A 25,979-nucleotide genomic window follows, 5' to 3' on the forward strand; every position below is an offset into this window, starting at 1 on the left:
GAACTCAGGTTAATTATAACCTCACCAGTTCAATATTAATTTTCCTCTGCCTAGAGTGACAAAACAGGGTTAAGGAAGGGGAGAGCAGTGACGCTCAAAGCTTACCCCAATACCGCTATCGACTCTAACAGGCTTATGTTCAAAGCCACATTTATGCAAAAAACCTCAATTACTTTTTTTGTCCAAAGTCCAATTGCTAAAGTTGGCAAAGAAAGCTTGGAGTAATTTATCGTCTACTTTCGGCCAGCGAATGGCGGTATCTGCAAGTCCATTGAGGGTATTTTGGCAATCAAATTTTAAGCTAGATGTTGCATTGGACTCTGAAGATGTATTGTCTTCAGCCAGCGATATAGCTGAATACAAAGCGTTATCAGCAGAAATTTGGGTATTGCGAAGTAGTTCAGCTTGCCAATCCTCATAGGGAAGCTGTTGCAGTGGGTAGCCCAAAGAGCGGATGCAGTTAATAAATTGACTCCAAGGAGCAGAATCGGAATTAATTAGATGAAAGGCTTTGCCCAAAGATTCTGGCTGCTGTGACAGGTGGATTAAAGCTTTGGTGAGATAGTCTACAGGTGTAATTTCTACCGTGCTGTTCATCTCTGGCGCACTTTTTATTTGAATGCAGCTTTTGATGAATCTGTAAAACATATCATTTGAATTCCAAACGCCGGTTTGACTGTGCCATGTTATTCTACCAAGCCTGTAGATACTGCAAGGCAAACCGCGATCGCGTGCCATCATGACAATCTTTTCTGCCACCCATTTACTTTGGGTATAGCCTCCAACAAGTCCTTGACTGTGTTCCAGAGGATCATTTTCTTGAACAACGTCTAATTTGAAATACTCATCTGAGGCGAAAACGCTAACAGTAGAAATGAAATGCACAGGTTTGATTTTGATTTGACTAGCTAATCTCAAGACTTCCTCAGTTCCACCAACATTTGCTGCTTTCAACAAAGCGTATGGATAAACATGATTTACCAAAGCGCCATTATGGTAAATTAAGTCAATTTTCCTCGCCATGAAGTGAAACTGCTCATCACCAAGACCCAGAAGCGGTTGAAATAAATCTCCTAATACTGGAATAATCCGCGAGTTAAAAGATTCTTCCCAAAGTAAATAAGCTTTCAGGGTTTCTTGGAGGCGTTGTTTACCTGCGCTCAAGTTAGCAGCACGCACCAAACAATAAATATCTGCTTGAGTTTGTTGTAATAATTCCGCCAGCAAGAAAGCACCAATAAAGCCTGTTGCACCCGTGAGCAGAATAGCCTTTGGTTCACTTACAGGTTGATAAACTAGGTTAAAAGGCTTGATTGTCTCATCAAGGACGACTTCAGCCTGTAAGTTTAAGGGAGTAATTTCATTGGTACTGACAGTAGAATCAGTTTCACAAGTAGATTCAATGGTTTGAGCTAGTTCAGCGATAGTTGGGGCAGCAAATAAGTGGCGCAACGGTAAGTTAATCTGGAAAGTCTCATTTACCTGAGACATCACTCGAATTGTGGAGAGTGAATGACCTCCTAACTCAAAGAAATTATCTAAAACACCCACCTGTTCCAAATGCAGTACATTAGCCCAAATATCTGCCAAGACCTTCTCTACAGGGGTGCGTGGTGCCACAAAGCTCACTGCCAACTGGGTATTATGGGAATCAGGAATAGGTAAGGCTTTGCGGTCTACCTTGCCATTGGGAGTTAAAGGTAAAAACTCTAACCTGACAAAAGCAGAAGGCACCATGTACTGTGGTAATTTTTCTTTCAAGAAAATGCGTAAGTCATCGGTAGTTGGTGTTTGCTCCAACTGCGGCACAAAATAAACTACTAAGCGTTTCTCTCCTGGGATATCTTCTCTGGCTACTACCACATTTTCCCTAACTCCAGGATGCTGACTCAGTATTGCCTCAATTTCCCCTACCTCAATTCGGAAACCTCGGATTTTTATTTGATTGTCAATGCGTCCCAGGTATTCTATGTTTCCATCTGGTAAATAACGGGCTAAGTCACCAGTTTTGTAAAGTCGGGGACTGAGGACTGGGGACTGGGAATTGGGAAGAATTTCTGCTCCCTTGCTCCCCTGCTCCCCTGCTCCCCTGCTCCCCTGCTCCCCTGCTCCCCTGCTCCCAGCAAAGGGGTTAGGGATGAATTTTTCTTGTGTTAATTCTGGTCGGTTGAGATAACCGCGTGCTAATCCTGCACCACCGATGTGCAATTCTCCTGGCACACCCACAGGCACTAGTTGCAAATTTTCGTCTAAAATGTAGACTTGTGTATTGGCGATCGCCTTACCAATAGATATTTTCTCGTCATCTTCAGTGCATTTTGCAATCGTGGCACAGACAGTAGCTTCTGTTGGCCCGTAACCGTTGAAGAAGTTTCTGCCAGCAGACCATTGTCTGATTAGTTCAGCAGAACAAGCTTCTCCACCTACAATTATTGTTTGCAGTGCCGGAAGTTCCTCCATAGGCATAACTGCTAAAGCCGATGGTGGTAGCGTGATATTGGTAATGCAATTATTGCGTAATTGCTCAATTAATGGCTTCCCTGGCAATAGAGAGTCTTTTGTTCCCAGGTACAGCGTTGCACCTGACCCCAGAGCCAATACAACTTCCCAGATAGAAGCATCAAAACTGAAGGAGGCAAACTGGAGAACGCGACTATCAGAGTCTAAGCCAAAAGTTTGAATGTGAGCGTGAGTTAAGTTGCATAGTCCCCTATGCTCAACCATGACACCTTTAGGTCTACCTGTAGATCCTGAAGTGTAAATCACATAAGCTAGATGAGAAGCTTTGACTCCACTGCTGAGGTTATCTTGATTGTTTTGGGCAATTTCTTCCCAGGCTTCATCTAAGCAGACAAGTTTTGCTTGATGCTCAGGAAGTCTGTGAATAAGTCGTTGTTGAGTCAGCAGTACCGAAACTTGAGCATCTTCTAACATGAAGCGCAAGCGCTCTTGAGGATAGTCTGGATCAAGTGCTACATAAGCTCCACCAGCCTTGAAAATCCCCAATAGTCCTACCACTATATCTAAAGAACGTTCTACACAAATACCCACCAGCGCATCTGGTTTGACACCCAATGAGCGCAAGTAATGCGCCAACTGGTTAGCACGACAATTCAACTGGTGGTAAGTCAGTTGTTGATTCTCAAATACCACCGCCACGGCATCGGGTGTACGTTCCACCTGTTCTTCAAACAACTGATGAATACATTTATCTTGGGGATAATCTACGCTTGTATCATTCCACTCAACTAATAACTGCTGTTGCTCAGATGCTGTTAACATTGGCAATTGTGAAATGCGATCGCTGGGATTAGCAACAATACCTTCTAGCAATGTCACAAAATGACCCGTCATCCGTTCGATAGTGCTGCTATCAAACAAGTCAGTGTTGTATTCCCACCCTCCCACTAGTCCAGTGCTAGTGTTTTCCATTGATAAAGTTAGATCAATCTTTGCCGTGGAACTTTCTATTGGCAAGGAACTGACAGTTAACCCAGTCAACTCTATTTCAGACATGGGAGCATTCTGGAGACCAAACATCACCTGAAATAGTGGTGTATGACTCATGTCTCTTTCTGGTTGCAGAGTTTCCACCAACATTTCAAAGGGCAAATCTTGATGTGCGTAGGCGGACAGTGCCATTTCTCGGATACGTGGGAGTAATTCGTTAAAACTAGGATTAAGAGATAAATCAGTCCGCATCACTAAAGTATTGACAAAAAAGCCAATTAACCCTTCTATCTCGGTGCGATCGCGGTTAGCAATTGGTGTCCCCACCAAAATATCTGTTTGTCCTGTGTAGCGATAAAGCAGGGTATTATATGCCGCTAACAAGGTCATAAACAAAGTTACCCCTTGCTGTTGACTCAGTTTGGTCAGTTGTTGAGTTAGTTCACCAGACAAGGCAAACTCAAGATATGCGCCATTGAAAGTCTGCACAGCAGGTCTAGGTCTATCTGTGGGTAATGGCAAGAACGTGGGTGCATTTGCCAATTGTTGTTCCCAGTAACTCAATTGGCTCTTCAGTACTTCTCCTTGCAACCATTGTCTTTGCCATAAGGCAAAATCTGCATACTGAATCGGCAGTGGTGTTAAAGGTGACGGTTGACCTTCAGAATAAGCATTGTATAGTGCTTGTAACTCCTGGACAAACACACCTATTGACCAGCCATCAGAGACAACGTGGTGCATACACACTAATAACCACTGTTCTGTCTTGGACAGTATCATGAATGTCGCTCTGATTAATGCTTCATTTGCTAAGTCAAAAGGCTGAATTGCTTGTTGTTGAACTAATTGCTGTGCAGCGATTTCTTGTTCTGTTACGGGTAAATGCTGTAAGTCAACAACTGCAACTGTCCAATTCGTTTGAGTTTGAACAATTTGTGAAAGCTTTCCATCAACGGCAACAAAGTTAGTACGTAATGCTTCGTGGCGATGAATAATTTCAATTAAGCTTTGTTCTAAGGCAACAACATTAATAGTTCCGACTAAGCGCAAACCAACGGGGATGTTGTATGAGGCACTGTTCGGGTTTAACTTGTCTAAAAACCACAAACGCTGTTGAGCATAAGACAGTGGTAGTTCTGCATTCTCTACCCGCTTTAATATGGGTGGTGCAACAACTTCTAAGTCTTGTTGCTGCAACTGTTGAATGTTTTGGGACAATTGAGAAATTGTTGGTGCAGCAAATAACTCACGTAATGGCAGTTCTACTTTCAAGTTGGTGCGGATGCGGGAAACCAGTTGCGTTGCTAGTAGCGAATGTCCTCCAAGTTCAAAGAAGTTATCATGTATGCCTACAAGCTCTAATTTCAGCACTTGCGCCCAAATTAGTGACAAAATTTCTTCAATTGGGTTACGTGGAGCAATATACTGGTCTGATAATTGACTGTGTAAATCAGGTGCAGGTAAAGCGCGACGGTCTAATTTTCCGTTGGAGGTAATTGGTAAAGCTTCCAAGATAACTATTGCACTTGGCAGCATATACTCTGGTAACTTCTCCTTCAGGAAGCTACGCACAACGTTTACAGAGACTCTCTGCTCTGGCTGTGGCACAATGTAAGCGACTAAGCGTTTATCACCTGGGGTATCTTCTCGCACAACCGCACAAGAAGCTTGTACATTAGTATGTTGGCTCAGTACTGCTTCAATTTCGCCCAACTCGATGCGGAAACCGCGAATTTTCACCTGATTGTCAATGCGTCCCAAGTATTCGATATTGCCATCTGGCAGATAACGTGCTAAATCCCCAGTTTTGTAAAGGCGCTCAGAAGAGGCAGAGGGGCAGAGGGGATAGGGGGCAGAGGGGAAAGACTGCTCCTCTGCTACCCTGCTCCTCTGCTCCCCTGTTCCCCTGCTTCCACCGAAGGGATTTGGGATGAATTTTTCTTGTGTTAACTCTGGGCGGTTCAAGTAGCCTCTGGCTAAAAGCACACCAGCAATGTACACTTCCCCTGGTACACCAATGGGTACAGGCTGTAAATATTTATCTAGGATGTAGATTTGAGTATTAGAAATGGGTCGCCCAATTGGAGGTAGTAGCGGCCAAGTGTCTACTAAATTAGGCAAAGTAAAACTGGTGGCTACATGGCTCTCGGATGGCCCGTAATGATTGTGCAGAGTACAGTTACTTAGCTGACTCAGCCACTTGGAAATGGCAGGAGTAATCTGCAACTGTTCCCCAGCAGTAATGATTTCCCGCAAATGAGTATTTACTAACTCACTACCAACAGCGAATTCTGCTAGTTGTTGTAATCCCACAACGGGGAGAAACATTCTTTGAATTGCTTTTTCTTGGATTACTCTTAACAAATTTGAGGTATCGTGGCGTAATTCCTTAGTTATTAAGAACAATGTACCGCCAGAACACCAAGTAGTGAAGATTTCTTGGAAGGAGACATCAAAGTTAATCGAAGCAAATTGTAGGGTTTTTGCTCCACGAGCAATTTTCAGATTGTCTGGATGCCACAAAATCATATTGCAAAGGGCAAGCTGATTCATGGCTATACCCTTTGGTTGACCTGTAGAACCAGAAGTGTAAATTATGTAACCTAAGTTATTAGCTTGTACGCCAGTGATGAGATTATCCTGGCTGCACTGAGAAATTAATTCAGCGTCAGTATCTAGGCAAACAAGCTGTGTTTGATAAGAAGCAGGAAGACTCAAAACCTCCTCTTTCCCTTTGGTTGAAGCCCTATCCCTTGTAGATGGACTTTCTCCCCTGCTCCCTGCTCCCTGCCCCCCTGCTTTTTCACACTGGGGCAGTCGGTCAAGAAGCGATCGCTGGGTGAGCAAGACTTTAACTTGAGTATCCTCTAAAATAAAGCTCAAACGCTCAGTTGGATACTCTGGATCAAGTGGTACATACGCTCCCCCTGCTTTGAGAATTCCCAACAGTCCAATGACCATCTCCAAAGAACGTTCTACACACAGACCAACTAAGGTATCTGGTTTTACACCCAAAGACTGCAAGTAGTGCGCCAACTGGTTAGCGCGATCGTTTAATTGGTTGTAAGTAAGTTGTTGCTCTTTAAACTCCACTGCCACTGCATTGGGTGTCAGTTTTACCTGTTCCTCAAACAACTGATGAATGCACTGATCAAGGGGATAATCAACTTGAGTATCGTTCCACTCAAAAAGTAATTTTTGTTGCTCAACTTCACTCAGCAGAGGCAATTGTGAGATTTGCTGTTGAGGATTAGCAACAATGCCTTCAAGCAAGGTGACAAAATGACTTGTCATGCGATCGATAGTACTAGCGTCAAACAAGTCAGTGCTGTACTCCCACAATCCTATCAGCCCAGTAGGACTGTTCTGCATGATTAAGGTTAAATCAAACCTGGAAGTTGTCAGTTTTACTGGCAATGGACTGACATTTAGCCCAGTTAGGTCTAATCCAGATGCAGTGGGCGCATTTTGGAGGACAAACATTACCTGAAACAGTGGTGTATGGCTAAGATTCCGTTCTGCCTGTAATGCTTCTACCAGCATTTCAAAAGGTAAGTTCTGATGAGCGTATGCCTCCATTGCCATGTCACGGACGCGAGTCAATAATTCGCTAAAACTGCGATCGCCTGATATCTCTGTCCGCATGACTAAGGTATTGACAAAAAAGCCTATTAACCCTTCTATTTCGGAGCGATCGCGGTTAGCAATTGGCGAACCCACCAATATATCTTCTTGTCCCGTGTAGCGATAAAGCAGGGTATTATATGCTGCCAACAAAGTCATAAACAAAGTCACCCCTTGCTGTTGACTCAGTTTGGTTAGTTGTTGAGTTAACTCAACAGATAGAGCAAACTCAAGATATGCACCATTGAAAGTCTGCACAGCAGGTCTGGGTCTGTCTGTGGGTAGTGGCAAGAAGGTGGGTGCATTTGCCAATTGTTCTTTCCAGTAACTCAATTGGCTGTTGAGTAGTTCCCCGACTAACCATTGTCTTTGCCATAAGGCGAAATCTGCGTACTGAATTGGCAGTGGTAATAAGGGTGACGGTTGACCTTGAGAATAAGCATTGTACAGTGCTTGTAACTCCTCGATAAATACACCTATTGACCAGCCATCACTAACAACGTGATGGATAGACACTGATAACCACTGTTCTGTAGGAGACAACACCACTAATGTGGCTCTGATTAATGCATCATGAGCTAAGTCAAAAGGCTCAATTGCTTGTTGTTGGACTAATTTCTGTGCAGCTTTTTCTTGTTCTGTTAAGGCTAAATGCTGCAATTCAACAACTGTCAGTGACCAATTTGGTTCTATTTGAATGATTTGAGTTGGTTTTCCATCAACGGAAACAAAATTAGTGCGTAATGCTTCGTGGCGATGAATAATTTCAATTAAGCTTTGTTGTAGCGCGGCAATATTCACACTTCCGACAAAGCGCAACCCAATTGGGATGTTGTAGAAGGGACTGTCCGGCTCGAACTGGTCTAAAAACCACAAACGCTGTTGAGCATAAGACAATGGTAGTTCTGCATTGTTTGTCCGCCTTAAGATGGGTGGTGCGGCAAGTTCTAAGTCTTGTTGCTGTAATTGCTGAATTAATTGTGCTAACTCTGCAATTGTTGGTGCAGCAAATAACGAACGTAATGGCAGTTCTACTTTCAAGCTGCTACGGATACGAGAGACGAGTTGCGTTGCTAATAGGGAGTGTCCTCCCAAGGTAAAAAAGTTATCATATCTGCCTACAAGCTCTATTTTTAGGACTTCTTGCCAAATAAGTGCCAGGATTTCTTCTAGGGGCGTGCGTGGAGCTACATATTTATCTGATAATGTACCACTTGGCTCTGGTGCTGGTAAAGCGCGACGGTCTATTTTGCCGTTGGAGGTTAGGGGTAAAGATTCTAAGATGGCGATCGCACTTGGTACCATATATTCTGGTAGCTTTTCTTTGAGGAAGCTACGCAGTTCTTTAACTGTGGTTGTCTGCTCTGGTTGCAGTACGATGTACGAGACTAGGCGCTTATCACCAGGAATGTCTTCGCGGACGATGACTACAGATGTTTGCACATCTTTATGTTGACTTAGTGCTGCCTCGATTTCTCCCAATTCGATACGAAATCCACGGATTTTTACTTGATTGTCGATACGACCCAAGTATTCGATATTGCCATCTGGTAGATAACGAGCCAAATCTCCGGTTTTATACAGGCGAGGACTGGCAACTGGAGATTGCACTATTTTTCTCCTCCGCTCCCTTACCCCTCTGCTCCTCTGCTCCTCTGCTCCCCTGCTTCCACTGAAAGGGTTGGGGATGAATTTCTCTTGTGTTAACTCTGGGCGGTTGAGGTAGCCTCTTGCTAATCCTGCACCACCTATGTGTAACTCTCCTGGAACACCCACAGGTACTGGTTGTAAGTTTTGATCGAGTATGTAAATTTGCGTATTGGAAATTGGGCGACCAATAGGCACGGTCTTCAAATTGCTCTCTGGTTGACATTCCCAGAAGGTGACATCAATTGCCGCTTCTGTCGGCCCGTAGAGATTATGCAATTGACACCCTAAACAAGCAAAAAAGCGTTCCTGAAGTTCTTTTGGCAGTGCTTCGCCACTACAAATAACTTGCTTCAAGCTACTGCAATCTTTTAAACCTTGTTCTTCTAGAAAAATCTGGAGCATCGAAGGAACAAAATGCAGTGTAGTAACTTGCTGTTCTAGTATTAGGTTGACCAAGTAACCACTATCTTTATGTCCACCTGGTTTAGCTACAACTAAACGCGCTCCAGTCAATAATGGCCAGAAAAACTCCCAAACGGAGACATCAAAACTGAAAGGAGTTTTCTGTAAAACGCAGTCTATTTCTGTTAATTGATATGCTTGCTGCATCCACAGGAGGCGATTGCAAATCCCTAGATGCGTATTTATCGCTCCTTTAGGCTTTCCGGTAGAACCCGAAGTGTAAATTACATAAGCCAAGTTACTAGCTTGCACACCAGTGATTGAATTTTGCTGATTCGACTGAGGAATGATTTGCCAGTCGGTATCTAAGCAAACAACACGCGCCTGATGTTCTGGTAATTTCTCAACTAATTGCTGCTGACTCAGTAATACTGAAACTTGAGCGTCTTCGAGCATAAAACTCAAACGGTCTTGGGGATACTCTGGGTCAAGCGGTAAGTAAGCCCCACCAGCTTTGAGAATGCCCAACAATCCCACCACCATCTCCAAAGAGCGCTCTACACATATCCCCACTAGCACATCTGCGGACACTCCCAAAGAACGTAAGTAGTGCGCCAACTGGTTAGCACGACAATTTAATTCGTGATACGTCAATTGTTGATTTTCAAACACCACCGCGACTGCATCGGGTGTACGCTCTACTTGTTCTTCAAACAAATGATGAATACATTTATCTTGGGGATAATCTACTTGAGTATCATTCCACTCCACTAATAATTGTTGTTGCTCAGATGCTGTGAGCATTGGTAATTGAGAAATCCGCTCTTGGGGATTGGCGACAATACTTTCCAGCAGTGTCACAAAATGACCAGTCATGCGCTCAATGGTGCTGCTATCAAATAAGTCAGTGTTGTACTCCCACCACCCGACGAGTCCATTGTTAGTGTTTTGCATTCCTAAGGTAAGGTCAAACTTAGCGATCGCACTTTCTATTGACAATTCACTGACACTTAACCCAGTCAACTCTACTTCAGATGTGGGCGCATTATTAAGAACAAACATCACTTGAAACAGTGGTGTATGGCTCAAGTCCCGTTCTGGTTGCAATGCTTCCACTAGCATTTCAAAGGGCAAATCCTGATGAGCATAAGCGGATAATGCCATTTCCCGGATACGTGGGAGTAATTCGTTAAAACTGCGATCGCCTGATATCTCAGTCCGCATGACTAAGGTATTGACAAAAAAGCCAATTAACCCTTCAATTTCGGTGCGATCGCGGTTAGCAATTGGCGAACCCACCAATATATCTTCTTGTCCTGTGTAGCGATAAAGCAGGGTATTATAAGCCGCCAACAAAGTCATAAACAAAGTCACCCCTTGCTTTTGACTTAACTGCACCAATCGTTGAGTTAGTTCACCAGACAGAGTAAATTCTTGATATGCACCATTAAAAGTTTGCACAGCAGGTCTGGGTCTGTCTGTGGGTAGTGGCAAGAATGTGGGTGCATTTGCCAATTGTTGTTTCCAGTAACTCAATTGGCTGTTGAGTACTTCCCCCTGCAACCATTGTCTTTGCCATAAGGCGAAATCTGCGTACTGAATTGTTAGTGGTAGCAGGGGTGACGGTTGACTCTGAGAATAAGCATTGTACAGTGCTTGTAACTCCAGGGCAAACACACCTATTGACCAGCCATCAGATACAACGTGGTGCATACACAATACTAACCACTGTTCTGTATTAGACAGCATCAGTAATGTTGCTCTGATTAATGCTTCTGACTCTAAGTCGAAAGGAAGAAGTGCTTGTTGTTGGACTAATTTCTGTGCAGCAGTTTTTTGTTCAGTTAAAGGTAAATGCTTTAACTCAACAACTGATAGTGTCCAAGGTATATTTTCCTGTTCCCTGTTCCCTGTTCCTTGTTCCCTCCAATTGTGAATGATTTGAGCAGCTTGTCCATCAACAGTAATAAAGTTAGTACGTAATGCTTCGTGGCGATCAATAATTTCAATTAAACTTTGTTGTAGCGCGTCAACATTAAGAGTTCCGACTAAGCGCAACCCGAAGGGGATGTTGTATGAAGCACTGTTCGGCTCGAACTGGTCTAAAAACCACAAACGCTGTTGAGCATAAGACAGTGGTAAGTTTGCATTCTCTGCTCGCCTTAAAATGGGTGGTGCAGCAATTTCTAAGTCCTGTTGCTGTAACTGCTGAATGAATGGCGCTAATTCCGTAATTGTTGATGCAGCAAATAACTCACGTAATGGTAGTTCTATTTTGAAGCTAGTGCGGATGCGTGAAACCAGTTGCGTTGCTAAGAGTGAGTGTCCCCCAAGTTCAAAGAAATTATCGTAAATACCCACTTGCTCTACTTTCAAAACTTGCGCCCAGAGGAGTGCAAGCATTTCCTCAACGGGTGTACGCGGGGCGACATATTTTTCTAGAAGTGCGGTGTCTAAGTCTGGTTTTGGCAGGGCGCGGCGGTCTACTTTGCCGTTGGGAGTCAAGGGAAAAGATTCCAAGATTACTATTGCCGAAGGTATCATGTAATCTGGTAACTTTGCTTTGAGGAATTGACGTATTTCACCCATCGTAGGTTGACAGTCTTGATGCGTTACGATGTAGGCGACTAAACGTTTATCTCCAGGGGTATCTTCGCGCACAATCACACAAGCTCCCTGCACATCGCTGTGTTGGCTCAGGACTGCTTCAATTTCGCCCAACTCAATCCGTAAACCACGTATTTTTACTTGGTCGTCGATGCGTCCTAAGTATTCAATATTTCCATCGCTTAAATAACGTGCTTTATCTCCGGTTTTGTAGAGGCGCTCAGAAGAGGCAGAGGGGAAAGACTGCTCCCCTGCTCCCCTGCTCCCCTGCTCCCCTGCTCCCCTGCTTCCACCGAAGGGGTTTTGGATGAATTTTTCTTGTGTTAACTCGGTGCGGTTAAGGTATTCCCTAGCTAGACCATCTCCACCAATGTATAATTCTCCCGGTACACCAATACCCACTGGTTGTAGTTGGGAATCTAACAAATAGATTTGTGTGTTAGAAATTGGTTGCCCGATGGGAATAGTTGTCGCGCCTTCTGGCACATCCTGTACCAAGTACCAGGAACTAAATGTTGTATTCTCTGTTGGCCCATAAACATGGAGTAGTCGCTGCGGCGCACCATTGTTGAGTACTTCTTTAACCCATTTAGGATCGACAGCCTCGCCGCCAAATAGAAGATGCCGTAGTGAATTGAAAGCAGAGGGGACTTCTTGAGCAATTTGATTGAACAAAGCAGTCGTCAAGAATAATACACTGATACTTTGCGATCGCATAAAGTCCGCAAAATCTTTGGGCGAAAGTGCCAAATCTTTGCTCACCCCTACCAACCGCGCTCCGTTCAGTAACGCTCCCCAAATTTCAAAGGTAGCAGCATCGAAGGCGTGATTTGAGGCTTGGGCAATTACGTCATCAGCAGAAATGTTGATATAGTTGGTTTCTTTGACCAGTCGAACTACACTTCGATGGATAATGCTCACACCTTTGGGTTGACCTGTAGAACCGGAGGTGTACATTACATAAGCTAAGTTATCAGCTGTGACGCTGGTAGTTGGGTTATTTTGTGTTTGTTGATTGATGATATCCCAGTTTGAGTCTAAGCAAATTACACTAGCGTTGCGTTCGGCAAAGCCGCGCCGGAGGCGTTCGCCTAGTTTATTAACTAGTTTTTCTTGAGTCAATATGACTGATAACTGAGTATCTTCGAGCATGAAGGTCAATCGCTCTTGAGGATATTCTGGGTTAAGTGGCACATAAGCACCACCCGCCTTGAGAATCCCCAATAGTCCCACGACCATTTCTAAAGAACGCTCCACACATATCCCCACCAACGCATCAGCTTTCACACCCAAAGACTTCAAGTAGTGCGCCAATTGGTTAGCACGGCTGTTCAATTCGCGGTATGTGAGATGTTGATTCTCGTACACCACTGCTACAGCATCGGGTGTAAGCTCCACCTGCTCCTCAAACAACTGATGAATAGATTTATCCTGGGGATAATTAGATTGGGTATCATTCCAGTCAACTAATAGCTGTTGCTGCTCAGATTCTGTTAGCATTGGCAACTGGGAAATTCGTTGCTGAGGATTAGTAGCGTAGACGCAAAGCGGCTTGTCGTCAGACATCGCCTCAAGCATTGTTACAAAATGACCCAGCATCCGGCTAATCGTTCCATCTTCAAATCGACTAGCATCGTACATCACCCTCAGCGATAATTGCTCACCAGGGGAAACTAAAACCGCCAGAGGATAATTTGTTTGTTCAATCCACCTAAAATTCGAGAGGGAAAAATTGCTATTGCCTTGTAGAACAGCAGTATCAATAGGATAATTCTCAAAAACAACAATACTCTCAAACAAAGACGTACCTTTGGGAACATCACTTAGCCCCTGAATCTCTGCCAATGAGCTATAGGAAAATTGCTCAGATTCAATCTGTTGCGCCTGTAAATCCTTTAACAAACCGAGCAATTCAGTCTGCTCAGAGATTTGCACCCGCACTGGCAGAGTATTGATAAATAACCCCACTATCGACTCTACACCAACAAGTTCAGGCGGACGACCAGATACAGTTGCACCAAAAACCACATCTGTTTCTTGACTGTAGCGAGACAGCAACAATCCCCAAGTCGCCTGCACCAAATTACTCATCGTCAATTGATGCTGTCTGACAAAAGACACCACTGCTGCTGTCGCTGGCACAGTTAAGTCAATTTGTTGTTCGCTATAGCCCGAATGCTTCTCCCGCATTGACAATGGTTTATCCACAGTCAAAGGAGTTGGTGTAGTAAAACCTTGGAGTTTTTGTCGCCAAAATTCTTTAGCTAAATCTCGATTCTGCTGCTGTAACCAAGCAATATAGTTGCGGTAGCTGACAGTTCCAATGTTAGATAAACTTTTACCTTTAGAAATAGCTTGATAAAACTCCAACAGGTCTTGGAAAACCAAAGGTGACGACCAGCCATCAAGTAATAAATGATGATGACACCAAACAAACTGATAAGTATTCCCATCCAACTGGATTAGATGTAGACGCATCAATGGCGCTTGCGACACTTGGAAACCCTGTTGTCGCTCCGAATCCAGAAAAGTTTCTAATTGCTGTTGCTGCTCTTGTGTAGATACCTCCCGCCAGTCATAAGTTTCGACTGTCACATTTACCTGTCGATACACCACTTGAACTGGCTGGCTCAAAGACTCCCATAGAAACGCTGTGCGGAAGACGGGATGCCGAGCGACGACTTGCTGCCAAGCTTTCTCGAAAGTTTTTACATCTAGGTTTCCCGTCAAAATGCAAGTTATCTGCTCAAAATATACGCCTGAGTCTGGAGCATATAAACTTTCAAACAGCATCCCCTCTTGCATGGGAGATAAGGGATAAATATCTTCAATATTTTGGCGATTAGTTTTGCTAAGTTCTAATTTCATAAATTTTGTAATATCTGATCTATTTCTAGTTGGTTAAGTTGAATTAATGGGAAATCTGTAGGCGTATAACCTGCATTTTCTGTTAATAAACAATGAGCAATTAACTCTTGCAAAGTTTCGACAAATTCTTGAGCAACATTCTCAATCGTTTCGAGCTGATGTATATTGCTGCTGTATGTCCAATCTATTTGCAGTTGTTCGTTGATAACGATGGCATTAATGTCTAGCAAACAATGGCGCTGACCTTGTAAACTCTGGCTATTTCCGCTAGGTTCATTAGCTATTTGCATTAGAGAAGATGTATTCACAACTTGAGCAAATTGTCCCAAATAATTGAAGCTAATTTCTGCCTGGGGAATTTTTTCTAATTGGGTGCTAATTTCTGAATCAATATTTAGATAACGCAATAAGCCATAGCCAATGCCTTTATTAGGAATTGCACGTAATTGTTCCTTGACGGATTTTAACGCAGTACCAAGATCATCTATAGTTCCCAGTTCCACAACAACTGGGAAAATCGTTGTAAACCAACCAACGGTGCGTGATAAGTCTACACCATCAATGATCTCCTCCCGCCCATGACCTTCTAAGTTGAATAACACTGACTCAGAGTTAGTCCATTCGCTTAACACCAGTACTAAGGCAGTTAACAAGATATCGTTTATTTGCGTTTTATAAGCTTTCGGAACATCTTGCAGGAGGGAAAGTGTTTCGGTTTCGTTTAATGATACTGATACTGTCCTAGCAGATGCAGTAGTGTTTATTCCTTGTGCATAGTCTACTGGGATGGAATCAACTGCATCGTAAGATGGACTCAACCAATAATCTAGTTCTGATTTCAAGACTTCTGATTGTGCATATTCTGTCAGTTGTTGCGCCCAATCTTTGAAGGATGTAGTTTTTGCAGGTAGCTGAATGGTTTTGCCTTGACTGAGTTGCTGGTAAGCTGTCTGCAAATCTTCTAATAATATCCGCCAAGAAACACCGTCTACTACGAGGTGGTGAATAATTATCAGTAATCGCGCTTTTTTGTCAATACCCAACCAGAAAAATGCTATTTGTACGAGATTTTCTGAAAGATTTAAACTCGCCTGTAATTTATTGGCTGTGGTTTCAATGACAGTTTCTATCTCAGTTTCTGGAACTGTGGATAAGTCAAAACGGGGGATAGTAATATTATCAGTTGGCGCAGCATGAATCTGCTGCCATATTGTGTCTGTTCGAGTGAATCTTAGCCTAAGAGCATCGTGATGTTTTAGTAGTTGCTGCCATACTTGCTCTAATATTTCTAGGTTGAGGTCTGATGGTACTGTGAGGAGAAATGATTGATTAAAGTGGTGTTTCTCTGGTAATTTCTGCTCGAAAAACCAGTGTTGAATTGGTGTTAGGGGTAATGTCCCTGTGACTAATCCTTGTTCAATTGCAAGTGCTTTTGTTGTACCTGCGACTGTGGCTAATTGGGCGATGGTTTGATTGGCAAATAGTTGTTTGATTGTCAGTTCTATTCCGGCAACTTTTGCTCTGCTGATGATTTGAATACTGAGGATGGAATCTCCTCCTAGTTCAAAAAAGTTATCGTGTATGCCTATTTGCTCTACTCTTAATACTTGCTCCCAAATTCGGGTTAATTTTTCTTCAATGGGGGTACGCGGTGCTACTAGGCTGCTTTCTATTCCTGTGCGTGCTTCTGGTTCTGGTAAGGCGCGACGGTCTATTTTGCCGTTGGGAGTAAGCGGTAGGGATTCTATAATGACGATCGCACTTGGTACCATATATTCTGGTAGCTTTTCTTTGAGGAAGCTACGCAATTGGCTAACTGTGGGTGTTATCTGTGGCTGCGGTACTATGTAACCGACTAGACGCTTATTTCCAGGAATGTCTTCGCGGACAATGACCACAGATGTTTGCACATTTTGATGTTGGCTTAGTGCTGCTTCGATTTCTCCCAACTCGATGCGGAAACCCCGGATTTTTACTTGGTTATCGATGCGACCCAGGTATTCGATATTTCCATCTGGTAGATAACGTGCTAAGTCCCCTGTTTTATACAACCGTTCTCTCCCCCTGCTCCCCTGCTCCCCTGCTCCCCTGCTTCCTTGGAAGAGGTTGGGGATAAATTTTTCTTGCGTTAACTCTGGACGGTTGAGGTATCCTTTTGCTAATCCTGCACCACCAATATGCAGTTCTCCTGGTACACCCACAGGTACTGGTTGTAAGTTTTGGTCGAGTATATATATCTGGGTGTTGGAAATTGGACGACCAATAGGGATAAGTTGTGGATAAATCTCACGCTGACAATTCCAGAAAGTTGCATCAATACACGCCTCTGTTGGGCCGTAGAGATTGTGTAAATTTACATCTAGTTTACTTAACAAGCTTTCTTGCAGAGTAATGGGTAAGACTTCACCGCCACAGAAGACGTGTTTGAGGGAGTGACAAGTTTCGATTCCTCCCTGCTCTAAAAGCATTTGCAGTAAAGATGGAACAAGTTGAATAGTAGTTACCTGCTGCTGGGCAATTAACTTTAAGAGATAAGCACTGTCAGTATGACCTCCGGGTTCAGCTATTAACAACTGTCCACCTGCTAACAATGGAGCGTAGAATTCCCAAACTGAGGCATCAAAGCCAAAAGGAGTTTTTTGCAGTACTTTGTCTTTTTCAGTCAGGGGGAATGTTGTTTGCATCCAGAACGTATGGTTGCAAAGGTTACTGTGAGATAGTATTACCCCCTTCGGTTGACCAGTAGAGCCAGAAGTAAAAATAACATAGGCTATATTACTAGCTTGCACCTGGGCAATTGGATTCTCTTGGCTAGACTTAGCGATCGCAACCCAGTCTTTATCTAAGTGGACTACACGCGCTTGATGTTCAGGTAATTTCTCAACTAGATGCTGTTGGGTAAGTAGCACCGAAACTTGAGCATCTGCGAGCATAAAACTCAGACGGTCTTGGGGATACTCTGGATCAAGTGGTACGTAAGCCCCACCCGCCTTGAGAATACCAAGTAATCCCACCACCATCTCTAAAGAACGCTCCACACATATCCCTACCAGCACATCGGCGGACACTCCCAAAGACTGCAAGTAATGCGCTAACTGGTTAGCACGACAATTCAACTCGTGATACGTCAATTGTTGATTCTCAAACACTACCGCTACAGCATCGGGGGTGCGTTCCACCTGTTCTTCAAACAACTGATGAATACATTTATCTTGGGGATAATCTACGCTTGTATCATTCCACTCAACTAATAATTGTTGTTGCTCAGATGCAGTGAGCATTGATAATTGAGAAATCCGCTCTTGAGGATTAGCAACAATAGCTTCTAGCAATGTCACAAAATGACCAGTTATCCGTTCAATTGTGTTGCTATCAAACAAATCAATGTTGTATTCCCACCCTCCCACTAGCCCAGTGCTAGTGTTTTCCATTGATAAAGTTAAATCAAACTTGGCGATCGCACTTTCTATAGGCAAGTCACTGACAGTTAACTCACTCAACTCTATTTCAGATGTGGGCGCATTATTGAGAACGAACATTACCTGAAATAGTGGTGTATAGCTGAGATCCCGTTCTGGCTGCAATGCTTCCACCAACATTTCAAAAGGCAAATCTTGATGTGCATAGGCGGATAATGCCATTTCCCGGATACGTGGGAGTAATTCGTTAAAACTAGGATTTTTAGATAAATCAGTCCGCATCACCAAAGTATTGACAAAAAAGCCAATTAACCCTTCTATCTCGGTGCGATCGCGGTTAGCAATTGGTGTCCCCACCAAAATATCTGTTTGTCCTGTGTAGCGATAAAGCAGAGTATTATATGCCGCTAACAAAGTCATAAACAAAGTCACCCCTTGCTGTTGACTTAACTGCAACAACCGTTGAGTTAGTTCACTCGACAAAGCAAACTCAAGATATGCGCCATTGAAAGTCTGTACCGCAGGTCTAGGTCTATCTGTGGGTAATGGCAAGAACGTAGGTGCATTTGCCAATTGTTGTTTCCAGTAACTTAATTGGTTTTGTAGAACCTCCCCTTGCAACCATTGTCTTTGCCAAATTGCAAAATCTGTGTACTGAATTGGTAGTGGCAACAAGCGTGATGATTCACCTTGAGAATAAGCGTTGTACAGTACTTGTAACTCCTGGACAAACACACCTATTGACCAGCCATCAGAGACAACGTGGTGCATACACACTAATAACCACTGCTCTGTAGAAGACAGCACCATTAATGTCGCTTTGATTAATGCATCATGAGCTAAGTCAAAAGGAAGAAACGCTTGTTCTTGGACTAATTTCTGTGCAGCAGTTTTTTGTTCTGTTAAAGGTAAATGCTTTAAGTCAACAACTGCAACTGACCAATTTGGTTGTGTTTGAATGATTTGAGCAGCTTGTCCATCAACAGTAATAAAGTTAGTACGTAATGCTTCGTGGCGATGAATAATTTCAATTAAGCTTTGTTGTAGCGCGGCAACATTAAGAGTTCCGACTAAGCGCAACCCGAAGGGGATGTTGTATGAGGCACTGTTCGGCTCAAACTGGTCTAAAAACCATAAACGCTGTTGAGCATAAGATAGTGGTGTTTCTGCATTCTCTGCCCGCTTTAAAATGGGTGGTGCGGCAAGTTCTAAGTCTTGTTGCTGCAACTGTTGAATGTTATGCGATAGTTCAGCGATCGTTGGTGCAGCAAATAGCGATCGCAATGGCAGTTCTACTTTCAAGCTGCTACGCACACGGGAAATAAGTTGCGTTGCTAATAGTGAGTGTCCCCCTAGCTCAAAGAAGTTATCATGTCTGCCTACAAGGTCTACTTTTAGGACTTGTTGCCAAATCAGTGACAGTATTTCTTCGATGGGGTTGCGTGGGGCGACATATTTCTCTAATAATTCACTACTTGGCTCTGGTGCTGGTAAAGCGCGACGGTCTATTTTGCCATTGGGGGTTAGGGGTAAAGACTCCAGGATAACTATTGCCGAAGGAACCATGTAGTCTGGTAACTTTTCCTTGAGGTTGCTACGTAGTTCGCTAATTGTGAGTGTTACTTGTGGTTGAGGTACGATGTAGGCAACTAAGCGCTTGTCACCAGGAGTATCTTCACGAGCTATGACATAAGATACTTGAACATGGGGATGTTGGCTTAGTGCTACTTCTATTTCTCCCAACTCAATGCGGAATCCCCGGATTTTTACTTGGTTATCGATACGTCCCAGGTATTCTATATTTCCATCTGGTAAATAACGAGCCAAGTCCCCAGTTTTGTAAAGTCGGGGACTGGGGATTGGGGACTGGGAATTGGGAAGAACTTCTGCCCCCCTGCTCCCCTGCTCCTCTGCTCCCCTGCTTCCACTGAAGGGGTTGGGGATAAATTTTTCTTGTGTTAACTCTGGTCGGTTCAAGTAGCCTCTTGCTAATCCTGCACCACCAATGTGCAGTTCTCCTGGTACACCTACAGGTACTGGTTGTAAGTTTTGGTCTAGTATATATATCTGGGTATTAGAAATTGGGCGACCAATAGAAATCAAGCTCTCACTGGATTCGAGTTGACATATTGATGACCAAATAGTAGCCTCTGTTGGCCCATAAAGGTTCCACAAAGAAGCGCTCCTAGCAAGCAATTTACTAACTAGATCCCAAGGTAAAGCTTCACCCCCGCAAAGTATTTTTAGATCGCTAAATTGGTAGTTGGAGTCTAAAAGCAATCTCCAAGTAGCTGGAGTTGCTTGCATAATTGTTGCCTTAGACTTAACTAGCAAATCACATAACTCTCTTCCATCAAGGGTCGCGTCACGACGGGCTATGACTAGACATGCACCTACAGTTATAGGCAGAAAAATTTCTAAGGCAGCAATATCAAAGGAAATAGTAGTGACCGCAAGCAGTGTATCTTGTTTTGTTATTCCTGGGCGCTGCTGCATAGCAGATAGGAAATTGCTCACAGCCGTATGTGAAATTTGCACACCTTTGGGCTGGCCTGTAGAACCGGAAGTATAAATCACATAAGCTAAGTTACTAGCTTGGACATTAGTGATGGGATTTCCTTGAGGTAACTGAGAAATAAACTGCCAGTTAGTATCTAAGCTTACAAGCTGCGCCTGACATTCAGGTAATTTATCAACTAAATGCTGTTGGGTTAGCAGCACGGAAACTTGAGCATCTTCTAAGATAAAGCTCAGACGGCCTTGGGGATACTCTGGGTCAAGTGGTACGTAAGCGCCACCTGCCTTGAGAATCCCAAGTAATCCCACCAGCATCTCTAAAGAACGCTCCACACATATCCCCACCAGTACGTCGGCTCCCACACCCAAAGACCGCAAATAATGCGCCAACTGGTTAGCACGACAATTTAATTCGTGGTACGTCAATTGTTGATTCTCAAACACCACTGCGACGGCATTGGGTGTACGCTCTACTTGCTCTTCAAACAACTGATGGATACATTTATCGTGGGGATAATCTACGCTTGTATCATTCCACTCCACTAATAACTGTTGCTGCTCAGATGGTGTGAGCATTGGCAATTGGGAAATCCGCTCGTTGGGATTTGCCACGATCGCTTCAAGTAGTGTCAGAAAATGACCAGTCATCCGTTCGATAGTGCTGCTATCAAACAAGTCAGTGTTGTATTCCCACCACCCAAAGAGTCCATTGGGAGTATTTTCCATTGATAAAGTTAAATCAAACTTTGACGTGGTGATTCCTATTGGCAAGCCACTGACACTTAACTCAGTCAACTCTATTTCAGACATGGGAGCGTTCAGGAGAACGAACATCACTTGGAACAATGGTGTATAGCTGAGATCCCGTTCTGGTTCCAATGCTTCCACCAACATCTCAAAGGGCAAATCTTGATGAGCGTATGCTCCTAATGCCATTTCCCGGATACGTGAGAGTAATTCGTTAAAACTGGGGTTCCCTGCTAAATCAGTCCGCATTACTAAAGTATTGACAAAAAAGCCAATGAGTCGTTCTAGCTCGGTGCGATCGCGGTTGGCAATTGGTGTCCCCACCAAAATATCTTCTTGTCCGGTGTAGCGATAAAGCAGGGTATTATATGCCGCCAACAAAGTCATGAACAGAGTACAACCTTGCTGTTGACTTAGCTCCAACAACCGTTGAGTTAACTCAACAGACAGAGTAAACACATGATATGAGCCATTGAAAGTCTGCACAGCAGGTCTAGGTCTATCTGTGGGTAGTGGCAAGAATGTGGGTGCATTTGCCAATTGTTTTTCCCAGTAACTCAAATGGTTCTGTAGAACCTTCCCTTGCAACCATTGTCTTTGCCAAATTGCAAAATCTGCGTACTGAATTGGTAGTGGCAACAGGGGTGACTCTTGACCGATTGAATAAGCATTGTACAGTGCTTGTAACTCCTGGACAAACACACCTATTGACCAGCCATCACAGACAACGTGGTGCATACTCACTAATAAGCACTGTTCTTTTGGAGACAGCACCACTAATGTTGCTCTAATTAAGGCATCATGAGCTAAGTCAAAAGGCTCAATTGCTTTTTGTTCTAGTAATTTCTGTGCAGCAGTTTGTTGTTCTGTTACTTCTGCTGAGGCAGAGGCTTCGCCAACGGCTTCGCTCAGTACAAGTGTCGGTAAATGCTGCAAGTCAACAACTGCAACTGTCCAATTTGTTTGAGTTTGAATTATTTGTGTTGGCTTTCCATCAACAGTAACAAAATTGGTGCGTAAGACTTCATGGCGATCGATAAGTTCTTTTAAACTTTGTTCTAAGGCGGCAACATTAAGAGTTCCTACTAGACGCAAACCAATGGAGATATTGTATAAGGCACTGTTCGACTCTAACTGGTTTAAAAACCATAAACGTTGTTGAGCAAATGACAGTGGTATTTCTATATTCTCTACCCGCCTTAAGATGGGTGGTGCTGACAGTTCTATATTTTGCTGCTGTAACTGCTGAATTGATGGTGCTAACTCGGCAATTGTTGGTGCAGCAAATAACTCACGCAATGATATTTCTACTTTTAATCTGCTACGCACACGGGAGATGAATTGCGTTGCTAGTAGGGAATGTCCCCCTAGTTCAAAGAAGTTGTCATGTCTGCCTACAAGCTCTAATTTCAGAATTTGTTGCCAAATTACTGCGAGGATTTCTTCGATAGGGGTGCGCGGAGCTACATATTTCTCTGATAATTCACTACTTGGCTCTGGTAAAGCGCGACGATCTATTTTGCCGTTGGGGGTTAGGGGTAAAGATTCTAAGATGGCGATCGCACTTGGTACCATGTATTCTGGTAGCTTTTCTTTGAGGAAGCTACGCAGTTCTTTAACTGTGGCTGTCTGCTCTGGTTGCAGTACGATATAGGCTACTAGGCGCTTGTCATCAGGAGTATCTTCACGGGCTATGACACATGATGCTTGCACATGAGGATGTTGGCTTAGTACTGCTTCGATTTCTCCCAACTCAATGCGAAATCCCCGGATTTTTACTTGGTTGTCGATACGACCCAAGTATTCGATATTGCCATCTGGCAGATAACGAGCTAAATCCCCAGTTTTGTAGAGACGTTCTCTCCCCCTGCTCCCCTGCTCCCCTGCTCCCCTGCTTCTACTAAAGGGGTTGGGGATGAATTTTTCTTGTGTTAATTCTGGGCGATTGAGATAACCTCGCGCCACTCCCGCACCACCAATGTGCAGTTCTCCTGGTACACCAATTGGTACTGGTTGTAATTGTGAATCTAAAATGTAGATTTCTGTATTGGCAATTGGACGACCAATGGTAATTTTTTCGTCCTCTGGAGTGCATTTGGCCACTGTTGCACAAACACTCGCTTCTGTCGGGCCGTAGGCGTTGAAGAAGTTTCTGCCTTTTGACCATTGTCGCATCAGTTCCAGAGGACAGGCTTCTCCGGCAACAACGATCGCTTGCAATGTTGGCAGTTCTTCTACTGGCAGGACTGCTAAGGCTGATGGTGGTAGGGTAACATGGGTAATGCCATCATTCTTTAATCGCTCAATTAAAGGCATACCCGGCATTATCGAGTCTTTTGTTCCTAAGTAAAGTCTTGCCCTAGATCCCAAAGCCATCAGGATTTCTGATATGCAAGCATCAAAACTGAAGGAGGCAAACTGGAGAACTCGACTATCACCAGACAAGCCGAAAACCTGAATTTGAGCTTGAGCAAGATTGCACAATCCACTATGCTCAACCATTACCCCTTTGGGTTTGCCTGTGGAGCCGGATGTGTAAATCACATTCGCTAGATTGCTACTCTTTACTACCTCAATCAGGTTGTTCTGTTTGTTTTGCAGAATTTCTGACCAGACTTCATCTAAACAAATCAGTTTTGCCTGATACTCAGGTAGTCGATCCAGGAGTCGCTGTTGACTTATTAATACTGGAACTTGAGCATCTGCAAGCATGAAGTTCAGACGGTCTTTGGGATATTCTGGGTCAAGTGGTACGTAAGCTCCACCCGCCTTGAGAATGCCAAGTAGTCCCACCACCATATCTAAGGAGCGCTCTACACAAATCCCCACCAGCACGTCGGGTTTCACACCCAAAGACTGCAAGTAATACGCCAATTGGTTAGCACGGCTGTTTAATTCGCGGTACGTCAATTGTTGATTCTCAAACACCACCGCCACAGCATCAGGTGTACGCTCTACTTGCTCCTCAAACAACTGATGAATACATTTATCGAAGGCATAGTCTACTTGAGTATCATTCCACTCAACTAATAACTGCCGTTCCTCAAATTGTGTGAGCATTGGTAATTGGTCAATTCGTTGCTGTGGATTTGCCACAATTGCTTCGAGCAAAGTTACAAAATGCCCCATCATCCGCGCGATCGCACTGTCATCAAATAAGTCGGTGTTATAATTCCACGTACCTTTGAGTGAGTCTGTGCCCTCAAGAATAGTTAAGGTTAAATCAAAGGCAGCCCCTTTAGACTCTGAAATCAATGATTCCAAAATCAAACCATCATTAATGTCTATATTCTGGTAAGAGCGATCGCAGACGAAGGCTACCTGATAGAGTGGCGAAAAACTGGGGTTGCGGATAGGTTGCAATTGCTCTACCAGCAGGGGAAAGGGATAATCTTGATGGTCTTGGGCATCTAATACACAAGAGTGCGATCGCTCTAGCAACTCTTTAAAAGTCGGTTTTCCTGAAATGTCTCCTCGCAAGACCACAGGATTAGTAAAATAACCCACAATATTTTCAAACTCTGAACGGCTCCGATTCACCATTGGAGAGCCAATTAAAATATCTTCTTGATTGGTATAACGTCGTAATAGTATTTGTAATGCTGTTAATAAAAGGATATATAGAGAGGCACTTTCTCTCGTCGCCAATTCTGTGAGCTTTTGCCGCAGTTCTTTCTCAACAGTAAAAAAGCGGGAAGCACCATTGTAGGTTTTGGTCTGAGGTCTTGGTCGATCTGTTGGCAAATTTAGTAATGGCAACTCACCAGATAGTTGTTGCTGCCAGTAAGCCCACAAACTTTCTCCATGTGAACTAGCGAGCATTTGCTCTGAGCATTTGACGTAATCTTGATATTGATAATTTTGTGTTGATAGTTGGGCTGTTTCACCTGTGGCGTAGGCGTAGCCCGTCGTAGACATCGCTTTATACAAAGCTCTCAGTTCGCCAATTATGATTTCTAAAGAACAGAAATCTCCCACTATCTGATGTAGCGCGATTAAGAGAATATGTTCTTTTGTTGCTAATTTATCAGTTTTAATATGGTTAATTAATAAATCAAACCGCAATATCGGCCCTTGTTCTAAGTTGAAAGGGCGATCGCTCTTTTCTGAAAGCCAGTTGTTTACATCATCTTGTCCAAGATCGGAAGCTTCTTGGATGCTAAAGTCAACTTGCTGATTTTCGTGAACTGTTTGCACAGGTTCGCCGTCAATGGTTGTAAAGGTAGTCCTCAAAAGTGGATGCCTTTCAACTAGAGCTTGTGCTGCCTGCTTTAGGGCAAGAATATCTAAACTTATAACTAATTTTGCTGCATACGTGACATTGTAAGCAGTACTGTTGGGTGCTAATTGATATAAAAACCAGAGTGACTTTTGACCGTGAGAGAGGGGATAAGTTGCAGCCTGAGCGGTACTCTGGGATAAAATTTGGATAATTTCTGGTTCAGATTGCTGAATTTCGCGCAATAACTCAGGGGTTAGGGAGTTTTCAGGCGAGCGATAGCGCAGTTTGTCTCCATCAACCCAAAGTTCAACATTCTTTGCTGAAAGATTTTCTAGAAGCTTTATTAAATTCATGATTCTACTCTAATAATCGATACTAATTTTAATAAATTAATATTTTCCTCTAAAGCTATCTTGAATTTTTACAGTCTTAGCTAAGAGTAAAGTTAATATTAACTAGACTTTCTGATAGTA

At 43.5% G+C, this 25,979-nt stretch carries 2 protein-coding genes; both read right to left on the reverse strand.

Annotation, left to right across the window (positions count from 1 at the left end; genetic code table 11):
• Positions 1 to 165: 165 nt before the first annotated feature.
• Positions 166 to 14,601 (reverse strand): non-ribosomal peptide synthetase, encoded by a 14,436-nt coding sequence (locus FD724_RS40310; RefSeq protein WP_218651512.1) that lies wholly within the window; start codon positions 14,599 to 14,601, stop codon positions 166 to 168.
• Entirely contained in the window at positions 14,598 to 25,859 is an 11,262-nt protein-coding gene (locus tag FD724_RS09935; protein ID WP_179072498.1) for a non-ribosomal peptide synthetase, read from the reverse strand. Before FD724_RS09935 ends, FD724_RS40310 begins: the two co-directional genes overlap by 4 nt.
• Positions 25,860 to 25,979 lie beyond the last annotated feature (120 nt).

The organism is Nostoc sp. C057, from assembly GCF_013393925.1.
In the GTDB taxonomy this organism is placed as follows: Bacteria; Cyanobacteriota; Cyanobacteriia; order Cyanobacteriales; family Nostocaceae; genus Nostoc; species Nostoc muscorum_A.